We start from the raw sequence: 21,950 nt of genomic DNA, 5'->3' as shown, positions 1-21,950 counted from the left end.
GCGAACCTTCGAACGGGAGCGGCGGCCTACTGGATGCCGAGTTCGGCGCACTCGGCCTTGTACTCGGCGGTGCACGCCTCGGCGGCCTTCAGCGGCCCGCCCGGGCCGAAGAGGACCTCCTTGATGTTCTCCCGCGTGACGACGGTCGGGGTGAACAGCTCCGAGGGGGTGTCGAAGAGGGTGGTGTTGCCCTCGGGCGTCTTGCCCTGGACGAACGTGTGCGCGGCGACCGCGGCGGCCTCGGCCACCGTCTTGATCGGCTTGGAGATGGTGTTGTACTGGTCGCCCTTGATGATCCGCTGCGCGGCGGCGAGCTCGGCGTCGTTCCCGGTCACCGGGGGCACGTCCTCGCCCGCGGCCTTGAACGCGGCGATGGTGCCGCCGGCCGTCCCGTCGTTGGCGGCGACGACGCCCGCGATCTTCCCGCGGAACTTGCTGATCTGCCCGCTGACCCACTCCTGGGCCTTGCTGGGCTGCCAGCCGGGCGTGTCGTACTCGGCGAGCGGCTCGAACCCGGCGCCGTCGACCGAGCCGTGGATGCCCTTCTTGATGAGGCCCGCGGCGGCGTCGGTCGGCGAGCCGTTCACCTGGAGGATCCCGCCCTCGGCGTCCTCGGCCTCGAGGTGGTCGACGAGCGACTTGCCGATCATCGCGCCGATCTTCTCGTTGTCGAACGAGACGTAGTAGTCGGACTTCGCCTTCGGGATCGGGCGGTCGTAGGCGATCACCTCGACGTCGCGGGACTGCGCCATCCGGACGATCGACGCGGCGGCGGCCGAGTCGACGGGGTCGATGACGATCACCGAGACGCCCTGGGCGAGCGCGGAGGTGGCCTGCTGCTGCTGCTTCGCCGCGTCGGAGTCGGCGTTCTGGTAGAGCACGGAGCAGCCGCCGCACAGCTCCTTCATCTTCGCCTTGAACAGCGGCGCGTCGTACAGCTCGTAGCGGGTCGAGGCGAGGTCCGGCATGAGGAACGCGATCTTCGCGTCGTCTCCGCCGCCGCCGGATCCGGAGTTCTGCGACGCGCAGCCGGCGGCGGGGGCGAGCACGGCCAGCGCCGCGCCGATCGCGGCGGCCGTCCTGCGGGGGGTGGTCTTCACTGGGGGTTCTCCTCGGTGCCACGCCCGTGATGAAGGGCGACTGAGCCGGGTGCGGCGGCCGTCCGGCCGGAACGATCGGGCCGCCGCGAGGAGAACGTAACATCAACAACGTTAGAAGTGTCAATACCAGAATGTTAATTAACACTCGCCTACGTGAATTTTGCGGCGGACCGTCGCGAAGGCGCAGGTCACAGGTCCATACCGGTCACGCGAAGACAGCGGCGGGCGAGCCCGCCGCGGGGCGGTGTTCACACCGCCGGCCGGCGGCGGTCACCGGCGGCGCGCCGCCACCTCGTAGCGCACGTTGTGCCGGTCGAACTCGTCGAGCGCCTCCGCGGACGCGCCGTCGTCGACGATGACCCGCTCGAAGCCGCCGAGCGGCGCGACCCGGTGCAGCGCGGTCCGCCCCAGCTTCGTGTGGTCCACCAGCAGGACGGTGCGGACGGCGCTGCGCAGCATCGCGCGCTTCACCACCACCACGTGCTGCTCCTGGTGGCAGGCGTTGCCGTTGGAGATCGCCGAGGTCGACACGAAGCACAGGTCCACCTGCAGCGCCTCGATCGCCTCGACGCACGAGACGCCCATGAACGAGTTGTGCAGGGGGTCGTAGTCGCCGCCGAGCGCGATGAGCTTGAGGTCCTGCACGGGCGCCAGCAGGTTCAGCGCGTCCAGGAAGTTCGTGACGACCGTGAGCGGTCCGGCGTCCTGGAGCCGCCGCGCCACGGCGAGGGCCGTGGTGGAGTCGTCCAGCATGATCGCCATGCCGGGTTCGACGAGATCCATCGCCCGGTCGGCGACGGCCTCCTTCTCGTCGCGCTGCGCCCGGCCCCGGTACCCGACGCTGCTCTCGAAGACTCCGGAGCGCTGGGCGGTGACGCCGCCGCGGAACTTGCGGACGATCCCCTGCCGCTCGAGTTCGTCGAGGTCGCGGTGGATCGTCATCAGGCTGACCCCGAACCGCTCGGCGAACTCGGCGGCGGTGGCCGAGCCCTGCGCGAGCACGGTCTCGGCGATGGCGTCCTGCCGCTGGGAGGGGCCCCGCCGGGTGCGTTCGCTCATGCCGCTCCTCCGTCCGGACGCCGGGAGGGGCTCCGCGGCCTCGGATGACAGGGGAGTAGTTAACACTACGAGTGTTAACTACTCAAGACCCGTCTCGGAGGGCGTCAGCCCAGCTGGACGCCGAAGAACAGCGCGACGAGCGCGCCCACCGCGCCCAGGGCGCCCCACACCGCGAGACCCGCCTTGGACGTCGCCCGCGCGTGCAGGAACGCCGCGACGCCCGACAGCAGGACGAACGCCATCTTGACGTTCAGGGTCATCTGCGCCTCGTCGCTCATCTCGCCGGACGTCATGTTCCAGATCCCGGTGAGGACGAGCACGCCGAACGCGGGCCACGCGATCATGTTGAAGCGGCGCGCGGCGACCTTGGTGACGCCGTCGAAGCCGCGCAGCGCGGGGACGAGCGCGCCGAGCACGATCTGCCCGCCGACCCACACGGTCGCGGCGAGCACGTGCAGGAACAGCCGGACGTCGGCGAGCGTGACGCTGAGCACAGGGGCCTCCCGGGGCGAGGCGGCCGCGCCGGGTGCCGCGCGGCCGTTGACCTGGACGATCTTTCTCCGGGGAACGCTACCGCCCGCCCGCGCGGCGTCCCGTCCGGGGCCGGGTGTGGCGAGGCGCACAGGATAAATCGGACTTTTCAATTCCTATTTGACTCTAGGCTCTTGACCATGCACCTGACTCAGTCGACCGACCTGGGCCTGCGCGTCCTCATGTCGCTCGGCGCGGGGACCGACCGCCGGTCCGCCGCCGAGCTGGCCGACCGGCTGAGCGTGCCGCCGCAGCACATGGCGAAGATCGTGCAGCGGCTGCGACGGCACGGGTTCGTCGAGACGGCCCGGGGGCGCGGCGGCGGCGTCGTGCTCGCGCCCGGTGCCCGCGAGGCGACGGTCGGCGCGATCGTCCGGGCCCTGGAGGGCCCCGGCGAGGTCGTCGACTGCGACAGCCCGCCGTGCCCGCTGCGCGGGGGCTGCCGGCTGCGCGGCGTGCTGCGGGCGGCGCAGGAGGCGTTCCTGGCGTCGCTGGACGGCGTCCGCCTGCGCGACCTGGTGGCCGATCCGGCCGAACCCGTCCTGTTGTCACTGGCGCCTCCCGCCCCGCCCGTCCCGGACGCGGCGGGACCGCCCCCAGAGGAAGGCTGATGATGCTGTCGTCCGACCACGCCGAGACGGTCCGGGCCACGCTGCCCGCGGTCGCCGCCCACGGTGTCGAGATCACCGGCACGTTCTACGACGCGATGTTCGCCGCGCATCCGGAGCTGCGGAACCTGTTCAACCAGGGCAACCAGGCCAACGGCGAGCAGCGGCAGGCCCTCGCGGGCTCGGTGGCCGCGTTCGCCGAGCACCTGGTGACGCCCGACTCCGGCATCCCCTTCCAGCAGATCATGTCGCGCATCGCGCACAAGCACGCCTCGCTGGGCATCCGGCCGGAGCAGTACACGATCGTCGGGCGCCACCTGCTCGAGGCGGTGGCGGAGGTGCTCGGCGACGCGGTCACACCGGAGGTGCACGCGGCCTGGTCGGAGGTGTACTGGCTGTTCGCGACGCTGCTGATCGCCGAGGAGGCGCGGCTCTACCAGGAGGCGGCCTGCGACCCGGCGGCGCCGTACCGGACGTGGCGGGTCGTGGAGCGGCGGGACGAGGCGCGGGACGTGATCTCGCTCGTGCTGGCGCCCGCCGACGGCGGCCCCGCCCCCGCCCACCTGCCGGGCCAGTACGTGAGCGTCGCCGTCACCCTGCCGGACGGGCTGCGGCAGCCGCGCCAGTACACGCTCTCGCGCGCGACCGCCGACGGCACCGCGCAGATCACGCTCCGCCGGGTGCGCGGGACGGACGGCGCCCCCGACGGCGCCGTGTCGACGCACCTGTTCGAGCACGCGGTGCCGGGGACCGAGCTGGAGGTGTCGGCGCCGTTCGGCGACGTCGTCCTGCCGGACGAGCAGGACCCGCTCGTCCTGATCAGCGCGGGCATCGGCATCACCCCCGCCGCCGCGATGATCGACCGGCTCGCGGACGCCGGCACCGGCCGGCCCGTGCTGGCCGTCCACGCCGACCGCTCCCCCGGCGCGCACGCGCTGCGCGCGCAGATCGCGGACGCGGGCCGCAGGATCCCCGGGTTCCGGCAGGTCACCTGGTACGAGGAGCCCGGCGACGCCGCCGCCGACGCCGACGTCCGGGAGGGGCTGCTCGACGTCGCCGCGCTCGACCTGCCGCCGAAGGCCCGGGTGTTCATGTGCGGGCCGCTGCCGTTCCTGCGGGAGACGCGGCGCGGCCTGCTGGACGCGGGCGTCTCGGACGAGCGCGTCCACTACGAGGTGTTCGGTCCCGACCTCTGGATCCGCTGAGCCGGATCGGCACCTTGCGCTCCCATCCCCGGCGGGGTGGGAGCGCCCCCGTCGCGGGAGCGGGCCGTCCCCGCACCGGGGCCGCCCGGGCCCGCCCCCGGAACGAAGGAAGATCTTCCCGGCGCGGCTGGAAACGACCGCCCCCCGCGGCGATACCGTTTCCGCAGGACGTGCAGGCACGGGGCGACCCGGAACGGGAGGCGGGACCGACATTGACTGCTCAGCGTGACCTGGCGGCGGCGTTGCGGCGGGCCGGGGTGTCCGGGGTGGACGACTCGGCGCTCGCCCGCGCGATGTACTCGTCCGACGCGTCCCTGTACCGGGTGCCGCCGCAGGTGGTGGTGACCCCCCGCGAGACCGGCGAGCTGCCTGCGGCGCTGGCGGTGTGCCGGGAGTTCGGGGTGCCGCTGACGATGCGCGGCGGCGGCACGTCGATCGCGGGCAACGCGGTCGGGCCGGGCGTCGTCGCGGACGTCTCCCGGCATCTGAACCGGGTGCTGGAGGTCGACCCGGACGCGGGGACGGCGCTGGTCGAACCCGGCATCGTCCAGGCGCGGCTGCACGAGATCGCGGGCGCGCACGGGCTGCGGTTCGGGCCGGACCCGTCGACGCGGACGCGGGCGACGCTGGGCGGGATGATCGGCAACAACGCGTGCGGGTCGCGCGCGCTGGGCTACGGCCGCACCAGCGACAACGTGCTCGGGCTCGACGTCGTGGCGGGGACCGGCGAGCGGCTGCGGATCGGCGACGTGCCGGGCGGCGCGGCGGCCGGGGACCTGCGGAGCCCGCTGCTGGAGCGGCTGCGGTCCCTCACCGCCGACCGCCTGGCGCTGATCCGGACGGAGTTCGGGCGGTTCGGGCGGCAGGTGTCGGCGTACTCGCTGGAGCATCTGCTGCCGGAGCGGCGGTTCGACGTGGCGCGCGCCCTGGTCGGCAGCGAGGGGACCCTCGCGCTGACCCTGGCGGCGCGGCTGCGGATGGTGCGGGAGCCGGCGCACCGGCTGCTGGTCGTGCTGGGGTACGGGTCGATGGCCGAGGCCGCCGACGCCGTCCCGGGGATCCTGCCGCACGGGCCGGTCGCGTGCGAGGGCCTGGACTCGCGGATCACGGGCGTGGTGGCGGAGCGGCGCGGGCCCGGCGCCGTCCCCGAGCTGCCGAAGGGCTCGGGGTGGCTGCTGGTGGAGCTCGCCGGGCCGGACGCGGGCGCCCTGCGGGACACGGCGGCGCGGGTCGTCGCCGACGCCGCCTGCACCGGCTCGATGGCGGTCGAGGACATGGCGCTGGCGGACGCCCTGTGGCGGATCCGCGAGGACGGCTCGGGGCTGGTCGCCCGCACGCCGGACGGGGAGCAGGCGCACGCGGGCTGGGAGGACGCGGCCGTCCCGCCGGAGCGGCTGGGCGCCTACCTGCGGGAGTTCGAGGCGCTGCTCGGCGAGCACGGGCTGGCGGGCGTGCCGTACGGGCACTTCGGCGACGGCTGCGTGCACGTGCGCATCGACTTCCCGTTCGGCCGGTCCGGCGGGACGCGGGTGTTCCGCGACTTCCTGCACGACGCCGCCGCGCTGGCCGCCCGGCACGGCGGCACGATGTCCGGGGAGCACGGGGACGGGCGGGCGCGCGGCGAACTGCTCCCCCACATGTACTCGGGCGACGCCCTGGCGCTGTGCGCGGACGTCAAGGACCTGTTCGACCCGGACGGCGTCCTCAACCCGGGGATCATCGTGCGCCCCGCGCCGGTCGACGCCGACCTGCGGGCCGCGCGGGTGCCGCGGGCGACGCGGCGGGAGCTGCCGCTCGGGCTGGCCTACCGGGACGACCGCGGCGACCTGTCGCGGGCCGTCCACCGCTGCACCGGCATCGGCAAGTGCAGGGCCGACAACACGGGCGCGGGCGGTGTGATGTGCCCGTCCTATGTCGCGACCCGGGAGGAGAAAGACTCCACGCGGGCGCGGGCGCGGGTGCTGCAGGAGGTCGTGTCCGGGAAGCTCGGGCCGGACGGGTGGCGCTCCGAGGCGCTGCACGAGGTTCTGGACCTGTGCCTGTCCTGCAAGGGGTGCGCGTCCGACTGCCCGACCGGGATCGACATGGCCTCCTACAAGGCGGAGGCCCTGCACCAGCGGTACCGCCGCAGGATCCGCCCGCGCGCGCACTACGCGCTCGGGTGGCTGCCGCGGTGGACGCGCCTGGCCGCGCGCGCCCCCGCGGCGATCCGTCCCGCGAACGCCGCGATGCGGTCGAGGGCGCTGCGGCCCCTCGTCGCGTGGGCCGCCGGGATCGACCGGCGCCGGTCGCTGCCGGAGTTCGCCCCGGTCACGTTCCGCCGCTGGTTCTCCTCGCACACCTCCCCGGAGGGCCGCCGCGGCGACGTCGTCCTGTTCGTGGACACCTTCACCGACGCGTTCTCGCCCGACGTCGGGAAGGCGACCGTGCGGGTGCTGGAGGACGCCGGGTACCGCGTCACCGTGACCGAGCGGCCGGTGTGCTGCGGCATCACGTGGATCTCCACCGGGCAGCTCGACGGGGCGCGCGCCAAGGCTCGCCGCACCGTCCGCGCGCTGCTGCCGCACGTCCGGCGCGGCGCGAAGGTCGTCGGGATGGAGCCGTCGTGCACCGGCGTGCTCCGCGCGGACGCCGAGGAGCTGCTGGCCGGGGTGGACGCGGCCGCCGCCCGGGAGGTGGCCGCCGCGACCCGCACCCTCGCCGAGCTGCTCGCCGAGACCGACGGCTGGACGCCGCCCGACCTGTCGGGCGTGTCCGGCGTCGCCCAGCCGCACTGCCACCACCACGCCGTCATGGGCTGGCGGCCGGACGCGGCGCTGCTGCGGGACGCGGGCGCCGACGTGCGCGGGATCGGCGGCTGCTGCGGGCTCGCCGGGAACTTCGGCGTCGAGGAGGGCCACCACGACGTGTCGGTCGCCGTCGCCGAGCACCGGCTGGTGCCCGCCGTCCGCGACGCGGCGGACGGCGACGTCGTCCTCGCCGACGGGTTCAGCTGCCGCACGCAGCTCGACTTCCTCGCCGGGCGGACGGGCGAGCACCTCGCCCAGCTCCTCGCCCGCCACCTGCCGGACTAGCGGAGGGCGCGCGGGCGGCCCGTTCAGCGGCGGGTCCGGGGCCGGCCCAGGGTGCGGGAGAGGGTGAGCGCGGCGGTGTGGACGGCCGGGGCGACGGCGGCGAGCCGCATCCCGGTGGACCAGCCGGACACCGACAGGGCGCCGAGCGCCTCGCCGTCCGGGCCGAGGACCGGGCTGGCGGCGCACACGATGCCGTTGCCGGACTCCTCGCGGTCGTAGGCGACGCCCTCCGCGCGGATCGTCTCGAGCTCCCGGGCGAGCAGGCCGGGCGCCGTGACGCTGCGTCCGGTGGCGCGGACCAGCCCGGCGTCCATGACCGCCCGGACGACCTCCGGCGGGGAGAACGCCAGGATCGCCTTGCCGACCCCGGTGACGTGCGCGGGGAGCCGGCCGCCGACCTGGGACGGCATCGGCGGGCCGCCCGGGGAGCCGAGGATCTCCACGTAGACGACCTCCGCGCCCTCCAGCACCGCGAGGTGGACGGTCTGCCGGGTCGCCTCCCGCAGGTCCGACATGTACGGGACGGCGGCGTCGCGCAGCACCCGCTGGCGCGGCACCCGCTGCCCGATCTCGAACAGCCGCAGCCCGAGCCGCACCCGGGAGCCCTGCCGTTCGAGCAGCCCGGCCTCGACCAGGTCGAGGGCGATGCGGTGCGCCGTCGACTTGGGCAGGCCGCTGCGGCGGGCCAGCTCCGCGGCGCCGAGTCCGTCGTCGTCCGCGCGGAACGCGGTCAGCACCGCGACGACGCGCCGGAGAAAACTGTCATCGGACGACATGACCCCACTTTAGGAGAAGCGTCCCACCGTGCGGGACGCGCGCGTTGCCGCACGGCCGCCCCGCGGGCAGGCTCGGAACCGCCATAACGACGAAAGGACGGCCATGGACCCCGGTTCGGTGGAGAAGGCCGCGGGCGCGCTGCTGGACGCGTACGCCACCGGCACCCCCATCTCCCCCCTGACGACGGACTACCCCGACATGTCCATCGCCGACGCCTACGCCGTCCAGGCGGTGCAGGTGAAGACGTGGACGGACGCGGGGGCGCGCGTCAAGGGCCACAAGGTCGGGCTGACCTCGGCGGCGATGCAGCGGCAGCTCGGCGTGAACTACCCCGACTCCGGCGTCCTGCTGGACTCGATGTTCCTGCCGGAGAACGACGCCATCGAGCGCACGCGGTTCCTGCAGCCGCGCGTGGAGCCGGAGGTCGCGTTCGTCCTCGGCCGCCGCCTGGCCGGGCCCGGGGTCACCGCGGCGGACGCCGTCGGCGCCGTCGAGTACGTGCTGCCCGCGCTGGAGGTCATCGACTCCCGCATCGCGGACTGGAAGATCAAGCTGCCGGACACGATCGCCGACAACGCCTCCAGCGGCGGCGTCGTGCTCGGCACGCGGCCCGTCCGGCTGGACGGCCTCGACCTCGCGCTGATGGGCTGCCTGCTGCACCGCAACGGGAACCTGATCGACACGGGGGCGGGCGGCGCCGTGCTGGGCTCGCCGATCAACGCGCTGGTGTGGCTGGCGAACGTGCTCGGCGAGAGCGGCCAGGCGCTGGAGCCCGGCCACGTCGTGCTGCCCGGCTCCATCACCGCGATGGTCCCGGTCGCGCCCGGCGACACCATGACCGCCACGTTCGCCGGAGTCGGGTCCGTCACGGCCCGCTTCGCAGAGGAGGACGCGTGAGCAAGCTCAGCGCCGCGATCGTCGGGCCGGGCAACATCGGCACCGACCTGCTCGTCAAGCTGCTGCGCAGCGACCTGATCGAGGTCCACTCGATGATCGGGGTGGACCCGGAGTCCGACGGCCTGGAGCGCGCCCGCAAGTTGGGCGTCCCGGCGTCGGCGGAGGGCGTGGACTGGCTGCTGAAGCAGCCGACGCTCCCCGACCTGGTGTTCGAGGCGACGTCCGCGAAGGCGCACCTGGCGAACGCGCCGCGCTACGAAGAGGCCGGGATCACCGCGATCGACCTGACGCCGGCCGCGGCGGGCCCGTACGTGTGCCCGCCGGTCAACCTGGACTCGCTGGCGGACGTCCCGAACCTCAACATGATCACGTGCGGCGGGCAGGCGACGATCCCGATCGTGCACGCGGTGTCGTCGGTCGTGCCGGTGCCGTACGCGGAGATCGTCGCGTCCATCGCGTCCCGCTCGGCGGGGCCGGGGACGCGCGCGAACATCGACGAGTTCACGCAGACGACGGCCGGCGCGATCGAGCGGGTCGGCGGCGCCGAGCGCGGCAAGGCGATCATCATCCTGAACCCGGTGGACCCGCCGATGATCATGCGGGACACGGTGTTCTGCGCGATCCCCGCGGACGCCGACACCGCGGCGATCGCGGCGTCCGTCGAGAAGATGGTCGCGCACGTCGCCGAGTACGTGCCCGGCTACACGCTGCGGGCCGAACCGCAGTTCGACGAGCCCCGCGACATCTGGAACGGGATGGCCCGCGTCGCGGTGTTCCTCGAGGTCAAGGGCAACGGCGACTACCTGCCGCCCTGGGCCGGCAACCTCGACATCATGACCGCGGCCGCCGCCCGGGTCGGCGAGCAGCTCGCGCGCAGGAAGGTGGCATCATGACGACTCCGGAGACCCCGGCCGAGGCGCCGCAGAAGATCCGGATCACCGACTCGACGCTGCGGGACGGCAGCCACGCGATGGCGCACCGCTTCACCGAGGAGCAGGTCCGCGGCGTCGTCCACGCACTGGACGGCGCGGGCGTCGAGGTCATCGAGGTGACGCACGGCGACGGCCTCGGCGGCTCGTCGTTCAACTACGGCTTCTCGCTCGAGGACGACATCAAGCTCGTCGCGGCCGCCGTGGACGAGGCGACCCGCGCTAAGATCGCGGTGCTGATGCTGCCGGGCCTCGGCACCGTCGAGGACCTGCGCAAGGCGCACGGCGCGGGCGCGTCCGTCGCCCGGATCGCCACGCACTGCACCGAGGCGGACGTGTCCCTGCAGCACTTCGCCGCCGCCCGCGACCTCGGCATGGAGACCGTCGGGTTCCTGATGCTGTCGCACCGGGTCGGGCCGGCCGAGCTGGCGAAGCAGGCCCGCATCATGGTGGACGGCGGCGCCCAGTGCGTGTACGTCGTCGACTCGGCGGGCGCGCTCGTCCTCGGCGACGCGCAGGAGCGGATCAGCGCGCTGGTCAAGGAGATCGGGCGCGAGGCGCAGGTCGGCTTCCACGGCCACCAGAACCTGTCGCTGGGCGTCGCGAACTCGGTGCTGGCGCAGCAGAACGGCGCCCTGCAGATCGACGGCGCGCTGTGCGCGCTGGGCGCGGGCGCGGGCAACTCCCCCACCGAGGTGCTGGTCCCGACGTTCGAGCGGCTCGGCGTCCCGACGGGCGTGGACGTGCAGGGCGTGATGGCCGCGGCGGACGACGTCGTCAAGCCGTTCCTGCACCGGCTGCCGTTCGCCGACCGGGGCGCGATCACGCAGGGCTACGCGGGCGTGTACTCGAGCTTCCTGCTGCACGCGGAGCGGGCGGCGGAGCGCTACGACGTGCCGGCGCACGAGATCCTGCAGCGGGTCGGCGAGGCCGGGTACGTCGGCGGCCAGGAGGACATGATCATCGACGTGGCCCTCCAGCTCGCCGCCGAGCGGGAGCAGGCGTCCGCCTGACACCGGGCACGACGGGAGAGGGGCGGGGAGCACGGCTCCCCGCCCCTCTCCGCGCGTGCGGCGCGTCAGCGCCTCCGGCGGCCGACGCCGATCTCCATGAGGTCGCGGCCGACGGTGAGGGCGCCGTCGAAGCCGCGGCCCGCCCGCCGCCACCGGCCGTCGGGAAGCCCGCCGGGCACGAAGTGGTGGAGCACGAGCCGCCGCGCCCCGGCGTCCCGCGCCACCCGCCCGACCTGCTCGCTCGTGGTGTGGGCGCCGATCATGTGGTTGACGTAGCCCTCCTTGGTCTCGTCCGGGACCGGGAGCCCCGCGATGCTCTCCTCCACCCACGCCCGGTCGATCACCTCGTGGACGAGGACGTCGCAGCCGGCGGCCAGGTCGACGAGGTTCGGCGACACGGTGGTGTCGCCGGAGAACACGACCGAGCCGTCGTCGGTGTCGAACCGGTACCCGAAGGACGGGGCCATCTGGCCGTGGTCGACGAGCGTCGCCGTGACGCGGACCCGGTCGTCCTCGTAGACGGGCAGGGGCGCCCGCAGGCGCGGGACCGGCCCGCCGGGCGCGGCGCCGTCCGGCAGGGCGATGTCGTGGGCCCGCACGCGGGTCGTGACGTCCGGCGCGCCGGTGTCGAACAGGCGGTCGTTGAAGTCGGTGGCGAACGCGGCGACGAGGGACCGGGTCATGGCCTCCGTCCCGGGCGTGGGGGCGTCCGGGTTGACCGGGCGGGGCACCGGCCGTCCCGCCGGGAACACCTCGGGAAGCCGGCCGCGGTCCCCCGGCCCGTGGACCCGCACCGGGCGGTCGGGGAGGCCGAGGCCGCCGCCGGACGTCCCGTGCAGCAGCAGCGCCGGGTAGTCGGCGATGTGGTCGGAGTGCAGGTGCGTCAGGAAGACGGCGCGGAGGTGCCGGAGGTCGTTCATGCCCTCGCCGGGCCCGAGCAGCCCGGCCGGGCGCAGGTTGTGCAGGGCCGCGGAGCCGAGGTCGACCAGGTAGAGGGCGTCGCCGACGACGACGGCCGAGCAGATGCCGGCGCGGCCGGAGCCGCCCTCCCACCAGATCGGCCCGCCGGACGTGCCGACCAGCACCACCCGCGTCCGGTACCCCCGCGCGGACGGGGACGGCGCCGGGCCCGGGGAGGCGGCGGCGGGCGCGGCGCCCAGCAGTCCGGAGGCGCCGAGCGCGCCCGCCGCGAGGCCGGCCGAGCGCAGCAGGCCGCGCCGGGACGGCAGGGACCGGGATTCTTCGCACATGTCAGGCCCTTTCAGGTCGACGGGTGAGGCGGGGAAGCGGCGTGGCGGGGCGGTGGTCACGCCCCGCGGGGCGGGCCGAGGGTCGCGGCGAGGCGGTTCCCGATGATCCACCCGAAGCCGAGGGCGGCGAGCAGGCCGTTCCCGGACATGTAGCCCTCGGTGGACGGCCCGGAGATCCCGCACGCCGAGCCGCCGCCCGCGGAGAGGCCGCCGATGGTGCCGCCGTCGCGGTGCAGGACGCGCCCCTGCTCGTCCACGAGCAGGCCGCCCTGCGTGGTGAGGACGCCGTGCGTGATCCGGCCGGCGTAGAGCGGGAACCGGAGCGGGCCGTGGTCGGCGCCGCGCGGGTCGTCCTCGACGGAGACGGCGCGGAAGGAGGCGAGGGTCGCGGCGAGGGCGTCCGGCGGGAGGCCGAGGGACGCCGCCAGGTCCGCCGCCGAGTCGTGGCGGGAGAAGGCGCCGGCCGCCGCCGACTCGCGCATCAGCTCGGAGCGCATCGCGATCCCGTGCATGCGCTCGTCCCAGATGAGGACGGCCCGGCCGTCGGGGCGCGCGGCGACGAGCCGGCCGAGCTTCGAGTAGCCCTGCGCCTTCTCGTCGGCGAACCGGCGCCCGTCCGTCCCGACGAGCAGCGCGCCGAGGAACGGCAGGACGGGGTTGAGGCGGGTGCCGTGGCCGGGCACGACCATGCCGTGCCCGAGGTAGGCGCCCATGTTGCGGACGGCCGCGCCCAGGCCGGTCCCCCAGCCGATCGCGTCCCCGGTGCTGGTGGAGACGCCGCCGTAGAAGGCGTCGCGGGCGTCCGGGCAGTGCTCGGCCATCATCGCGGCGTTGGCGGCGAACCCGTCGGCGGCCAGCACGACCGCGCGGGCGCGGACGCGGCGGCGGGCGCCGTTCTCCAGCACCTCGACGCCGGTCACCCGGCCGCCCGCCGCGATGAGCCCGACGCCGGGCGTCTCGTCGACGAACGCGATGCCGGGCGCGGCGGCCACCGCGTCGCGGAGCGTCCGGACGAGCAGCGCTCCCCCGGCGCGGCCCGCGTCGGTGTGCAGGCGCGGGACGCTCTGCCCCGCGCGGGCCATGTCCAGGCCGAGCTCGACCGGGTGCCCGAGGTCGTCGGCGAGCCATTCGACGTAGCGGGGCGCGGCCCGGCAGAGGGCGTGCACGACCGGTGCCGACGCGGCGTCGCCGCTGGCGGCGAGGATGTCGCGGGCGTGCCGCTCCGGGGAGTCGTCGACGCCGGCGGCGCGCTGGAATCGGGTGCCGCCGGCGGCGAGGCTGCCGCTGGAGAAGCGGGTGTTGCAGCCGTCGCGGGTGCTCTTCTCGTAGACGGCGACGACCAGGTCGCGGGCGCGGGCGGCGCGGAGCGCGGCGACGAGGCCGCAGGCCCCGCCGCCGATCACCGCGACGTCCACCTCGTCGTCGTAGCGGCCGTCGAAGGGGCCGTCGAAGGGGGCGTCGCAGGGGTCCTCGTGGTGGCCGGCGGACGTCATGGGCGGTCCAGCCCGTAGAACCGGCGGGCCGCCGCGACCATCTCCGGGTCGGGCTTGGAGAAGTACAGCCCGGTGCGGGGCGGGCGGAGGCCGTCGCGGCGGTACTGGACGGCCCGCGTCTCGGCGAGCGCGAGCGCCGTGCCCAGCGAGTCGATCACCGGGACGCCGTCCACGCGGGACACGCCCTGGTCGGCGAGGAACACGTTGAGCGGCCCCTCCCCCGGCACGATGACGTCCGCGCCCGCGGCGGCGGCCCGGCGCGCGGCCGTCCGGAACGCCTCCAGCAGCGGGCCGGGGTCGGCGTAGGCGGCCATCACGTCGGTGAAGCCCTTCTCGACCTGGACGATCGGCCCGACCAGCGGCCCGAATCCGTAGGCGTCCATGGTGCGGCGGAGCTGCGGCTCCAGCTCGGCGATGAAGTTGACGATCCCGACGCGCGACCCGACCGTCGCCGCGTACGCGACGGACGCGTTGCCGAACGCCACCACGGGGATGTCGACGAGGGTCCGGATCTCCTCGAACCCGGTGTCGGGGATCGTGGCGATGAGGAACGCGTCGTAGCCCTCCTCCGCGGCGCGCAGCGCGGCCCGGACGAACTGCTCCCGGTGCAGGTTCGTCAGGTACAGGTGCCCGATGTGCACGCCCGGATAGGAGCCGGGGTAGGTGCCGGGGGCCATCCCGTGCAGCTCGACGGTGGTGCCGGGGCGGGCGGCGGACGCCAGGTGCCGCCGCAGCGCGTCGCGGTAGTGCGGGACGTCGTCCAGGACGGTGAAGCTCTGGTGCCAGATCCTCATCGGCGCGCCGCCTCCGCTCCGGCGATGCGGCCGAACACCGCGCCGCGCAGGACCGACGTCGAACCGGTGTAGTTCGTGTAGTACATCCCGGTCAGCTCGCCCGCCGCGTACAGGCCGGGGATCGGGTCGCCGTCGGTGTCGAGGACCTCCGCGCGGTCGTTCGTCTTCAGGCCGCCGAACGTGAAGACGTTCGAGGCGATGACCGGGTAGGCGTGGAACGGCGCCCGCTCGATCGGGCGCGCCCAGTTCGACTTCGGCGGGACGAGCCCGGCGGTCGCCAGCCCGTCCGGTTCGAGGGGGCGGAACTCCCCGTCCGGGCACGCCCGGTTGAACTCCGCGACCGTCTCGGCGAGGGCGTCCGCGGGGATGCCGAGCCGGGCCGCGAGCTCCTCCAGGGTGTCCGCGGCGACGGGCGGCCGGTCGGTGCGCACGGCGGCCGACAGGTTCGGGACGTCCGCGCAGCCCGCGTCGAAGACCGCGTAGCCGATGCCGTCCGGCTGCGCGTGGATCCGCCGCGCGACCCGCTCGTACCAGGCGTCCACCGGTCCGGGCGCCTCGTCGGCGAACCGGCGGCCGTCCCGGTTGACGAGGATGCCGTACGGGAACGAGAAGACCGCGGCCTCGGCGGCGCCCGAGCGGGGGTCGACGGGCTCGGCGTGGAAGTACGCGAAGTCGCCCGCGGTGGCGGCGCCCGCGTCGAGGGCCATCAGCAGCCCCTCGCCCTTGTTGTAGTGGCCGCCGCGGGCGACCGGGCGGGTGAGGCGCCCGCCGCGCCCGTGGTAGCGGGCCATCAGCTCCGCGCTGCCCTCGTACCCGCCGCAGGCCAGGACGACCCGGCCGCGCAGCTCGCCGCGCGAGGTGCGGACGCCGGCGACCCGGCCGTCCGCACGCAGCAGTCCCCGCGCCGTGGTCTGGTGGCGGAACGCGACGCCGAGCCGTTCGGCCGCCGCCGTCAGCGCGTCGACCAGGGCGAGGCCGCCGCCGACCGGCATGAGCCGGGTCGTCGAGGTGGTGAGGAACGCGGTGGCGAGCCGTTCGAACCGGACGCCGTGCCCGGCGATCCAGCGCAGCGTCGGCCCGGCCCGCTCGGTCAGCGTCGCGACGACCCGCTGGTCGGCGACGCTCAGCGACCGCAGCGGCGCCGACCAGGACGCCGGGTCGCGCAGCGACTCGACCAGCAGCCCGGGATCGGGGTGCCCCTGGAAGTCGCCGAGCAGCTTCTCCTCGAAGTCGTCGGACACCTCGTCGATCGACTTCATCCGCAGGAACGCCTCGGTGTGGCGGGTGTTGCCGCCCGCGTCCCCGCGCGGCGCGCGCTCGGCCACCGCGACCCGCGCCCCGGCCTCGGCGGCCGCCACCGCCGCCGTCAGCCCGGCGACGCCCGCGCCGACGACGACCACGTCGAAGTCGGTCACGTCGGATCGAGTCACGTCGGATCGAGTCACGTCGGACTGAGTCACGTCGGATTCGGTCACGTCGAATTGAGTCACGTCCGTTCGGGTCATGGCTCCCCTCACAGCCCGGCGATGACGTCGGCGGAGGAGCGCACGTCACCGAACATCGGCAGGATCTTCCGGACGGCGACGTCGTGCAGCTCCAGGTCGAACGAGGCGCACATGTCCTCGACGACGGTGACGGCGAGGCCGCTGTCGACGGCCGTGCGGGCGGTCGACTCCACCACGAGGTTCGTCGCGACGCCGCCGAGCACGACGTGCCGGACGCCGGTGCCGAGCAGCATCTCCAGCAGCGGCGTCCCGGCGAACGCGCCGACGCCGCCCTTGTCGACGACCGGCTCGCCCGGCAGCGGCGCCAGGGCGCTCACGATGCGGGCGCCCGGCGCGTCCCGCAGCATGGCGCGCTCGCGCGGGTACGCGTCGAACCGCGCCGACCGGTTGGTGCGCAGTTCGTAGGACGGGTCGAACGCGAGCCGCACGTGGACCACGTACAGGCCGGCGTCCCGCGCCGCGGTGAGGGTCTTCTCGGCGGCGGCGAGGACGCCGCGCCGCTCGACCTGGTCCACCAGCGGGGGCATGCGCATGTGCTCGCCCCGCTCGCACAGCGCGACCTGGTAGTCGAGCATCAGCAGGGCCGTACGGTCGGTCATCGGGGTTCCTTTCGGTTCACGGGGGTCACCACGCCGACCAGCCGCCGTCGACGTAGACGATCTGGCCGGTCATGTAGCGGCCGGCGTCGGAGGCGAGGAGCAGCAGCGGGCCGTCGAGGTCGGCGCCGGGCTCGCCGAGCCGGCCGAGCATGGTGCGCTCGGTCATCCAGCGGAGCCGCTCGGGGTCGTCGCCGAGCGGCGCGGTCATCTCGGTGGGGTAGAACACGGCGGGCGCGAGGCAGTTGACGGTCACGCCGTGCCGGCCGAACTCGGCGGCCATCGACCGCGTCAGGTTGCCGACCCCGGCCTTGGACGCGTAGTACGCCGACTCCGGGACCGGCCCGACGCGCTCGGCGTAGACCGTCGAGAAGTTCACGATCGCGCCGCGGCCGCGCGCGGTCATGCGGCGCCCGGCGGCCCGGTCGAGCAGCCAGGTGCCGGTGAGGTTGACGTCCAGGACGCGCCGCCACTCCTCGAGCGTCGTCTCCTGGACGTCCTTGCGGAGCATCACCCCGGCCGCGTTCACCAGGATGTCCAGGCGCCCGTCGGGGTCGGCGGCGTGCGCGACGAGCGCCTCCACCTGGTCCTCGCGGGTGGCGTCGAAGCGCAGCGCGCGCGCCGGCCGGTTCTCGGCGAGGAGCGTCCCGAGCGTCGCGTCGAGGTCGGCGCCGCGCGACGGCAGGTCCGCGACGACCACCTCGGCGCCCGCCCGGGCGAGCGCGAGCGCGGCGTGCGCGCCGAGGCCGCCCCGGGCGGCGCCCGTGACGAGCGCCCGCCGCCCGGTCAGGTCGAACATTCCGGTCATCGGAGGGCCTCCTCGCTCGCGGCCGTCCCGGCGACGCGGCCGAAGACCGCCGCCTTGCCGAGGGACGTGCCGGTGACGTAGCCCGCGCCGTGGAACCCGCCGGTGACCTCCCCGGCGGCGAACAGGCCCGGGATCGGGTCGCCGTAGACGTCCAGCACCCGCGTGTCGGCGTCGACGGTGATCCCGCCGTAGGTCGCGAGCATCACGGCGGTGCTGGGGTAGCCGTAGAACGGCGGCGTGTCGATCGGACGGGGCGCGCCGACGTCGCCCGACAGCGTCCGGCGGCCGAACGGGTCCGGCGCCCCGGCGGCGATCGCGGCGTTGTAGGCGTCGACCGTCTCCCGCAGCCGGTCGCCCGGGATCCCCAGCCCGTCGGCCAGGTCGCGCAGCGTGTCCGCCCGCTGGATCTGGCCCGCCCGCAGCCGCGGCCGGAAGTCGTAGATCGGCACCTCGGCGTCGGCCCGCTCCAGCACGGGCGCGTCGAAGATCTGGAACGCGACGCCCTCCGGCTGGGCCAGGCAGGCGTCCCCGATCTCCTTGTACGGCAGCGACTCGTCGGTGAACCGCTCGCCGAGGCCGTTCACCGCGATGGCGCCCTTGTACACCGCGAGCAGCCCGTGGCCCTCCTCGGCGGACGACGGCCAGGGGAAGACGCCGAACGTCGCCTTGATGTGCGGCAGGTCGGCGAGCCCGGCGCCGAGCGAGCAGGCCATCTTCAGCCCGTCGCCGTTGCTGCCGGCGCCGCCCGCCTTGACCGCCCGCTCCATGCCGGGGGCGAACCGGGACAGCAGCGCCGGGGCGCGGGAGAAGCCGCCCGTGGCCAGCACCACCGCGCCGGCCCCGACGTGCTCCGCGCCGTCCCGGGACCGGACCCGCACCCCGGCGACCCGGCCGTCCGCGACGGCGGGCCGCTCGGCGGCGCAGCCGAGCCGGACGTGCGCGCCGCGCGAGCGGGCGAGCCGCAGCAGCGTCTCGATCGCCGCCGCCGTGTCGACCGGGTGCGAGCGCGGCACCGACTGCCCGGAGGCGGCGCGCGGCGCGCCGAACCCGACGCCGAGGGAGCGCAGCCACCGGTACGTCCCGAGCTGCTCGCGGCAGTAGGCGTCCACGAGCGCCGGGTCGTTGCGGTGCCGTCCGGTCTCCAGCAGGTCGCGGCGCAGCAGGTCCGGGCCGTCCTCGACGCCCGCCGCGGCCTGCTCGTCCGTCCCGGCGTAGGCGTTGAGCCCGGAGCTGAGGACGGTGCTGCCGCCGGGGGCGGCCGTCTTCTCCAGCAGCAGCACCGACGCGCCCCGCTCGGTCGCGGCGGCCGCCGCGGCGGCGCCCGCGAGCCCGCCGCCCGCGACCACCACGTCGTACCGCGCGGTCACCGGCCGTACCGCCCGTCGGCCTCGGTGTACGCGGGCAGTCCGAAGAGGCGCTGCCGGTCCGCCCACGGCAGCAGCCGGTCGCCGCGGCCGCGGGTCCCGCCCTCGGCGCGCAGGTGCGCGAGGGCCTCCCGCCCGGCGTGCATCATGCTGCGCATCAGGTAGTTGGCGAACAGCGCGACGCGGAAGCCCAGCTCGCCGAGTTCGGCCGTGTCCAGCTCGGGGGTCTTGCCGCCCTCGACGATGTTGGCGATCAGCGGGACCCCGGCCAGCTCGCGGCCGATCGTCCGCATCTCGCCGACGCCGCGCGGCGCCTCCACGAAGATCACCTCGGCTCCGGCTTCGGCGTACGCGCGGGCCCGCCGGATCGCCTCGTCCAGGCCGTGGACGCCGCGCGCGTCCGTCCGGGCGACGAGCACCGGGCCGCCGTCGCCGCGGGCGTCCAGCGCCGCCCGGATCTTGGCGACCATCGCGTCGGCGGAGACGAGCCGGTGGTCGTCGAAGTGGCCGCACCGCTTGTCGAGGACCTGGTCCTCGAGCTGGACGGCCGCCGCGCCCGCCGCGTCGAGCATCCGCATCGTGCGCATCACCGCGAGCGGGCCGCCGTAGCCGGTGTCGGCGTCCACGATCACCGGCAGGTCGGTGGCGCCGGCGAGCCGCTGCACGTGGTCGGCGACCTCCCGCTGGGAGATCAGCCCGATGTCGGGGACGCCGTACTGGGCGTTGGCGAGCCCGGCGCCGGTCAGGTACGCGGTCTCGAACCCGGCCTCCTCGACCAGGCGCAGCCCGGCGGCGTCCGTGACGCCGGGCGCGATGACGACCCGGTCGGACGCGAGCAGCGACCGCAGTTCGGCGCGCCGCTGCGCGGCCGTCTTCCCGGGCAGGATGGCGTGGGTCATCGCCGCACCGCCGCCTCGCGCGCGCCGGGGCGCCCGGCGTCCGGTGCCTCCGGACGGGCCCCGGGGGTCACAGGTGCACCGCCGGGACGTCGTCGGCGCCGAGCGCGAGGGCGCCGTGCGCGCGGCCGAGGGGGTCGGCCAGCAGGAACGCGTGCCCGATCGCGGCGGTCACGTCCTGGAAGCGGCGGTGCAGCGGGTGGTCGGTGTAGGCGGTGCGGCCGCTGGAGGCGCGCATGAGCCGGGTGACGGCGGCGCCCGCGTCCTGCGCGGAGCGGGCCAGCGCGTAGCGGTGCCGGGCGCGGGTCTCGCGGGACGGCCACTCCCCCGCCTCGGCGGTCGCGGTGAGCTCGGCGGCGACCGCGCGGAGGCCGGTGATGCCGGCGTCGACGGCGTAGGCGTTCTCGGCGAGGTGCCGCTGGACGAGGTGGTCCTCGCGGACGGGGCCGGCGGCGGTGCGGCGGTCGCGGGTCGCGGCGGTCCAGGCGTCCACGAACCCGCGGGCGGCGCCGAGCGCCCCGGCCGCGATGATCGCGTTGAAGACGACGGCCCAGGGCAGCCGGTAGAGGGCGCCGGGGTTGACCTCGCGGCCGGGCAGCGGCGTGCCGAGGCCGTAGGTGTAGTCGACGTGCGACTGGGCGCGGTGCGCGGGGACGAACGCGCCGTCGACCACGATGTCGTTGCTGCCCGTCGCGGCGAGCCCGGCGGTGTGCCAGGTGTCCTCGATCGCGTACTGGTCGCGGTCGAGGATCACGCTGACGAAGTCGGCGACGGGCGCGCCGTTCCAGTCGCGCTCGCCCGCGATGCCGCCGAGGATGACGCCGTCGGTGTGCAGGCAGCCGGACGAGAACGACCAGCGGCCCGACACCCGGTAGCCGCCGTCCGCGCGCTCGACCTTGCCGGTGGGCGTGTAGGACGACGCGAGCGTGCGGGCGGGGTCGTCGCCCCAGATCTCCCGCTGCGCCTCCTCGGGGAACAGCGCGACCTGCCAGGGGTGGACGCCGACCACGGCGGTGACCCATCCGGCGGCGGGAGCGGCCCGGCCCGCCTCGACGACCGCGTCGAGGAACTCGGCGAGGGGCGTCTCGGCGCCGCCCCAGCGGGCGGGCTGCAGGGCGCGGAGCACGCCGGTGTCCTGGAGGTGCTTCCAGGCGAGGTCGGTCAGCCTGCGCTGCCGCGCGCCCGCCGCGTCCTCCGCGGCGAGGACGGGTGCGGCCGCGCGCACGGCGTCGACGATGGACATGGGGTGGCCCCCTCTGATGTCGTGTGGCACTGATATCATGTAGCACTTACTACAGGGAAATGGGCGTGCAGCGGCCCGGGCGGATGCGAGACGAGGGCTCCGGGAAGCGGGTCGCCGGGTCGAGGCGGGCCGTCAGGAGGCGAGCGGCTCCCGGTAGCCGCCGTAGCCGCCCCGGTAGAAGATGAGCGGCCCGCCGGTCCCGCGCACGCCCATGTCGACGACGCGGCCGAGCGCGAGGAAGTGGTCCCCGGCCTCGGTGACCCGCTCCAGGCGGCAGTCGATCCAGGTGAGCGAGTCGTCCAGGACGGGCGAGCCGGTCGGCCCCGGGGTCCAGCCGAGCGACGCGAACTTGTCGGCGCCGCGCGTGGCGAACCGGCGGCAGACGTCCTGGTGCTCCTCGCCCAGGACGTTCACGCAGAAGCGGCCGGCCTCGCGGATGCGCGGCCACGTCGTGGACCCGGCGTCGGGGAAGAAGCCGACCAGCGCCGGGCGCAGCGACACCGAGGTGAACGAGCCGACCGCCATGCCGACCGGCTCCTCCTCCCCCGGCGGGCCGTGCATCGCCGTGACGGCCACGACGCCCGTCGGGTAGTGGGACAGGACGCGCCGCAGCGCGTCCGGCGCGATGTCGGGGGCCCGCGGCGCGCTCTCCGGGGCCGCGGCCGGCATCGCGTCATGGGCGTGCGGCGCCGTGCCGGCCGCCCCGGCCGTCCGGTGCGCCGTGTCCCGGCCGGTGTCTCGGATGGTCATCGGTCCTCCTTTCGCCGGGGCGCCGCGCGGACGGGCGCGGCGCCCCCTCACGGACGTG

The 21,950-nt window shown here is 75.3% G+C and carries 20 protein-coding genes; 6 read left to right on the top strand and 14 right to left on the bottom strand.

Features of this window, described 5'->3' with window-relative positions:
- Positions 1-26: 26 nt before the first annotated feature.
- The 3 genes from H505_RS0108560 to H505_RS0108550 all read right to left on the bottom strand — a co-directional run bounded on the left by H505_RS0108560 (position 27) and on the right by H505_RS0108550 (position 2,653).
- Complete coding sequence (locus H505_RS0108560; protein WP_034517069.1) at positions 27-1,100, bottom strand: substrate-binding domain-containing protein; 1,074 nt, start codon at positions 1,098-1,100, stop codon at positions 27-29.
- Positions 1,101-1,370: 270 nt separating this feature from the next.
- Positions 1,371-2,159, bottom strand: a complete 789-nt coding sequence (locus H505_RS0108555; RefSeq protein ID WP_026401656.1) for a DeoR/GlpR family DNA-binding transcription regulator — start codon at positions 2,157-2,159, stop codon at positions 1,371-1,373.
- A gap of 104 nt (positions 2,160-2,263) precedes the next feature.
- Positions 2,264-2,653 carry a hypothetical protein gene (locus tag H505_RS0108550; RefSeq protein WP_026401655.1) on the bottom strand — a complete coding sequence of 130 codons (390 nt, stop codon included), beginning with the start codon at positions 2,651-2,653 and terminating at the stop codon, positions 2,264-2,266.
- A 177-nt stretch (positions 2,654-2,830) separates the two neighbouring features.
- Here H505_RS0108550 and H505_RS0108545 point away from each other — a divergent pair, with 177 nt between their 5' ends.
- From H505_RS0108545 to H505_RS0108535, 3 genes are all read left to right on the top strand, one after another.
- Positions 2,831-3,301: an RrF2 family transcriptional regulator gene (locus H505_RS0108545; RefSeq protein WP_026401654.1), complete on the top strand. Its 471-nt coding sequence runs from the start codon at positions 2,831-2,833 to the stop codon at positions 3,299-3,301.
- Positions 3,301-4,503 (top strand): globin domain-containing protein, encoded by a 1,203-nt coding sequence (locus H505_RS0108540; RefSeq protein WP_325052924.1) that lies wholly within the window; start codon positions 3,301-3,303, stop codon positions 4,501-4,503. Before H505_RS0108545 ends, H505_RS0108540 begins: the two co-directional genes overlap by 1 nt.
- A gap of 293 nt (positions 4,504-4,796) precedes the next feature.
- The gene (locus H505_RS0108535) at positions 4,797-7,577 is read left to right on the top strand and encodes an FAD-binding and (Fe-S)-binding domain-containing protein (RefSeq protein WP_245592465.1); all 2,781 of its coding nucleotides are present in this window, start codon (positions 4,797-4,799) and stop codon (positions 7,575-7,577) included.
- Positions 7,578-7,600: 23 nt separating this feature from the next.
- Here H505_RS0108535 and H505_RS0108530 read toward each other — a convergent pair whose 3' ends face one another.
- The gene (locus tag H505_RS0108530) at positions 7,601-8,353 is read right to left on the bottom strand and encodes an IclR family transcriptional regulator (RefSeq protein WP_026401651.1); all 753 of its coding nucleotides are present in this window, start codon (positions 8,351-8,353) and stop codon (positions 7,601-7,603) included.
- Between the two features lie 103 nt (positions 8,354-8,456).
- On the opposite strand from H505_RS0108530, the gene H505_RS0108525 reads away from it, so the two are divergent.
- The 3 genes from H505_RS0108525 to dmpG are packed head-to-tail and all read left to right on the top strand — an operon-like array spanning position 8,457 to position 11,193.
- Positions 8,457-9,251 carry a 2-keto-4-pentenoate hydratase gene (locus H505_RS0108525; RefSeq protein WP_026401650.1) on the top strand — a complete coding sequence of 265 codons (795 nt, stop codon included), beginning with the start codon at positions 8,457-8,459 and terminating at the stop codon, positions 9,249-9,251.
- Positions 9,248-10,144, top strand: a complete 897-nt coding sequence (locus H505_RS0108520) for an acetaldehyde dehydrogenase (acetylating) (protein ID WP_026401649.1) — start codon at positions 9,248-9,250, stop codon at positions 10,142-10,144. Before H505_RS0108525 ends, H505_RS0108520 begins: the two co-directional genes overlap by 4 nt.
- Positions 10,141-11,193 carry a 4-hydroxy-2-oxovalerate aldolase gene (dmpG, locus tag H505_RS0108515; RefSeq protein ID WP_026401648.1) on the top strand — a complete coding sequence of 351 codons (1,053 nt, stop codon included), beginning with the start codon at positions 10,141-10,143 and terminating at the stop codon, positions 11,191-11,193. The genes H505_RS0108520 and dmpG overlap by 4 nt, the downstream gene beginning before the upstream one ends.
- A gap of 65 nt (positions 11,194-11,258) precedes the next feature.
- Here dmpG and H505_RS0108510 read toward each other — a convergent pair whose 3' ends face one another.
- The 10 genes from H505_RS0108510 to H505_RS0108465 form a co-directional block, all read right to left on the bottom strand.
- Positions 11,259-12,443 (bottom strand): MBL fold metallo-hydrolase, encoded by a 1,185-nt coding sequence (locus H505_RS0108510; RefSeq protein ID WP_026401647.1) that lies wholly within the window; start codon positions 12,441-12,443, stop codon positions 11,259-11,261.
- Positions 12,444-12,499: 56 nt separating this feature from the next.
- Positions 12,500-13,936, bottom strand: a complete 1,437-nt coding sequence (locus H505_RS40590; protein ID WP_084549984.1) for an FAD-dependent oxidoreductase — start codon at positions 13,934-13,936, stop codon at positions 12,500-12,502.
- Positions 13,933-14,730 carry an aspartate/glutamate racemase family protein gene (locus tag H505_RS0108500; RefSeq protein ID WP_026401646.1) on the bottom strand — a complete coding sequence of 266 codons (798 nt, stop codon included), beginning with the start codon at positions 14,728-14,730 and terminating at the stop codon, positions 13,933-13,935. Before H505_RS0108500 ends, H505_RS40590 begins: the two co-directional genes overlap by 4 nt.
- On the bottom strand, positions 14,727-16,145 hold the full coding sequence (gene tcuA, locus H505_RS0108495) for an FAD-dependent tricarballylate dehydrogenase TcuA (RefSeq protein WP_211238420.1): 1,419 nt from the start codon (positions 16,143-16,145) through the stop codon (positions 14,727-14,729). Before tcuA ends, H505_RS0108500 begins: the two co-directional genes overlap by 4 nt.
- Positions 16,146-16,243: 98 nt before the next feature.
- Positions 16,244-16,834: a cysteine hydrolase family protein gene (locus H505_RS0108490; protein WP_026401644.1), complete on the bottom strand. Its 591-nt coding sequence runs from the start codon at positions 16,832-16,834 to the stop codon at positions 16,244-16,246.
- Between the two features lie 25 nt (positions 16,835-16,859).
- Positions 16,860-17,639: an SDR family oxidoreductase gene (locus H505_RS0108485; RefSeq protein ID WP_026401643.1), complete on the bottom strand. Its 780-nt coding sequence runs from the start codon at positions 17,637-17,639 to the stop codon at positions 16,860-16,862.
- On the bottom strand, positions 17,636-19,006 hold the full coding sequence (locus H505_RS0108480) for an FAD-dependent oxidoreductase (RefSeq protein WP_026401642.1): 1,371 nt from the start codon (positions 19,004-19,006) through the stop codon (positions 17,636-17,638). The genes H505_RS0108485 and H505_RS0108480 overlap by 4 nt, the downstream gene beginning before the upstream one ends.
- Positions 19,003-19,902 (bottom strand): isocitrate lyase/PEP mutase family protein, encoded by a 900-nt coding sequence (locus tag H505_RS40585; RefSeq protein ID WP_051300432.1) that lies wholly within the window; start codon positions 19,900-19,902, stop codon positions 19,003-19,005. The genes H505_RS0108480 and H505_RS40585 overlap by 4 nt, the downstream gene beginning before the upstream one ends.
- A gap of 67 nt (positions 19,903-19,969) precedes the next feature.
- The gene (locus H505_RS52305; protein WP_026401641.1) at positions 19,970-21,142 is read right to left on the bottom strand and encodes an acyl-CoA dehydrogenase family protein; all 1,173 of its coding nucleotides are present in this window, start codon (positions 21,140-21,142) and stop codon (positions 19,970-19,972) included.
- A gap of 132 nt (positions 21,143-21,274) precedes the next feature.
- A complete protein-coding gene (locus tag H505_RS0108465; RefSeq protein ID WP_245592463.1) occupies positions 21,275-21,892 on the bottom strand; it encodes a flavin reductase family protein in 618 nt (205 codons plus the stop codon).
- Between the last annotated feature and the right edge of the window lie 58 nt (positions 21,893-21,950).

The sequence above is a fragment of the Actinomadura rifamycini DSM 43936 genome, from assembly GCF_000425065.1.
GTDB lineage: Bacteria > Actinomycetota > Actinomycetes > Streptosporangiales > Streptosporangiaceae > Spirillospora > Spirillospora rifamycini.
Note: the sequence above shows the minus strand (reverse complement) of the source record. Positions and strands in the feature narration are given on the sequence as shown.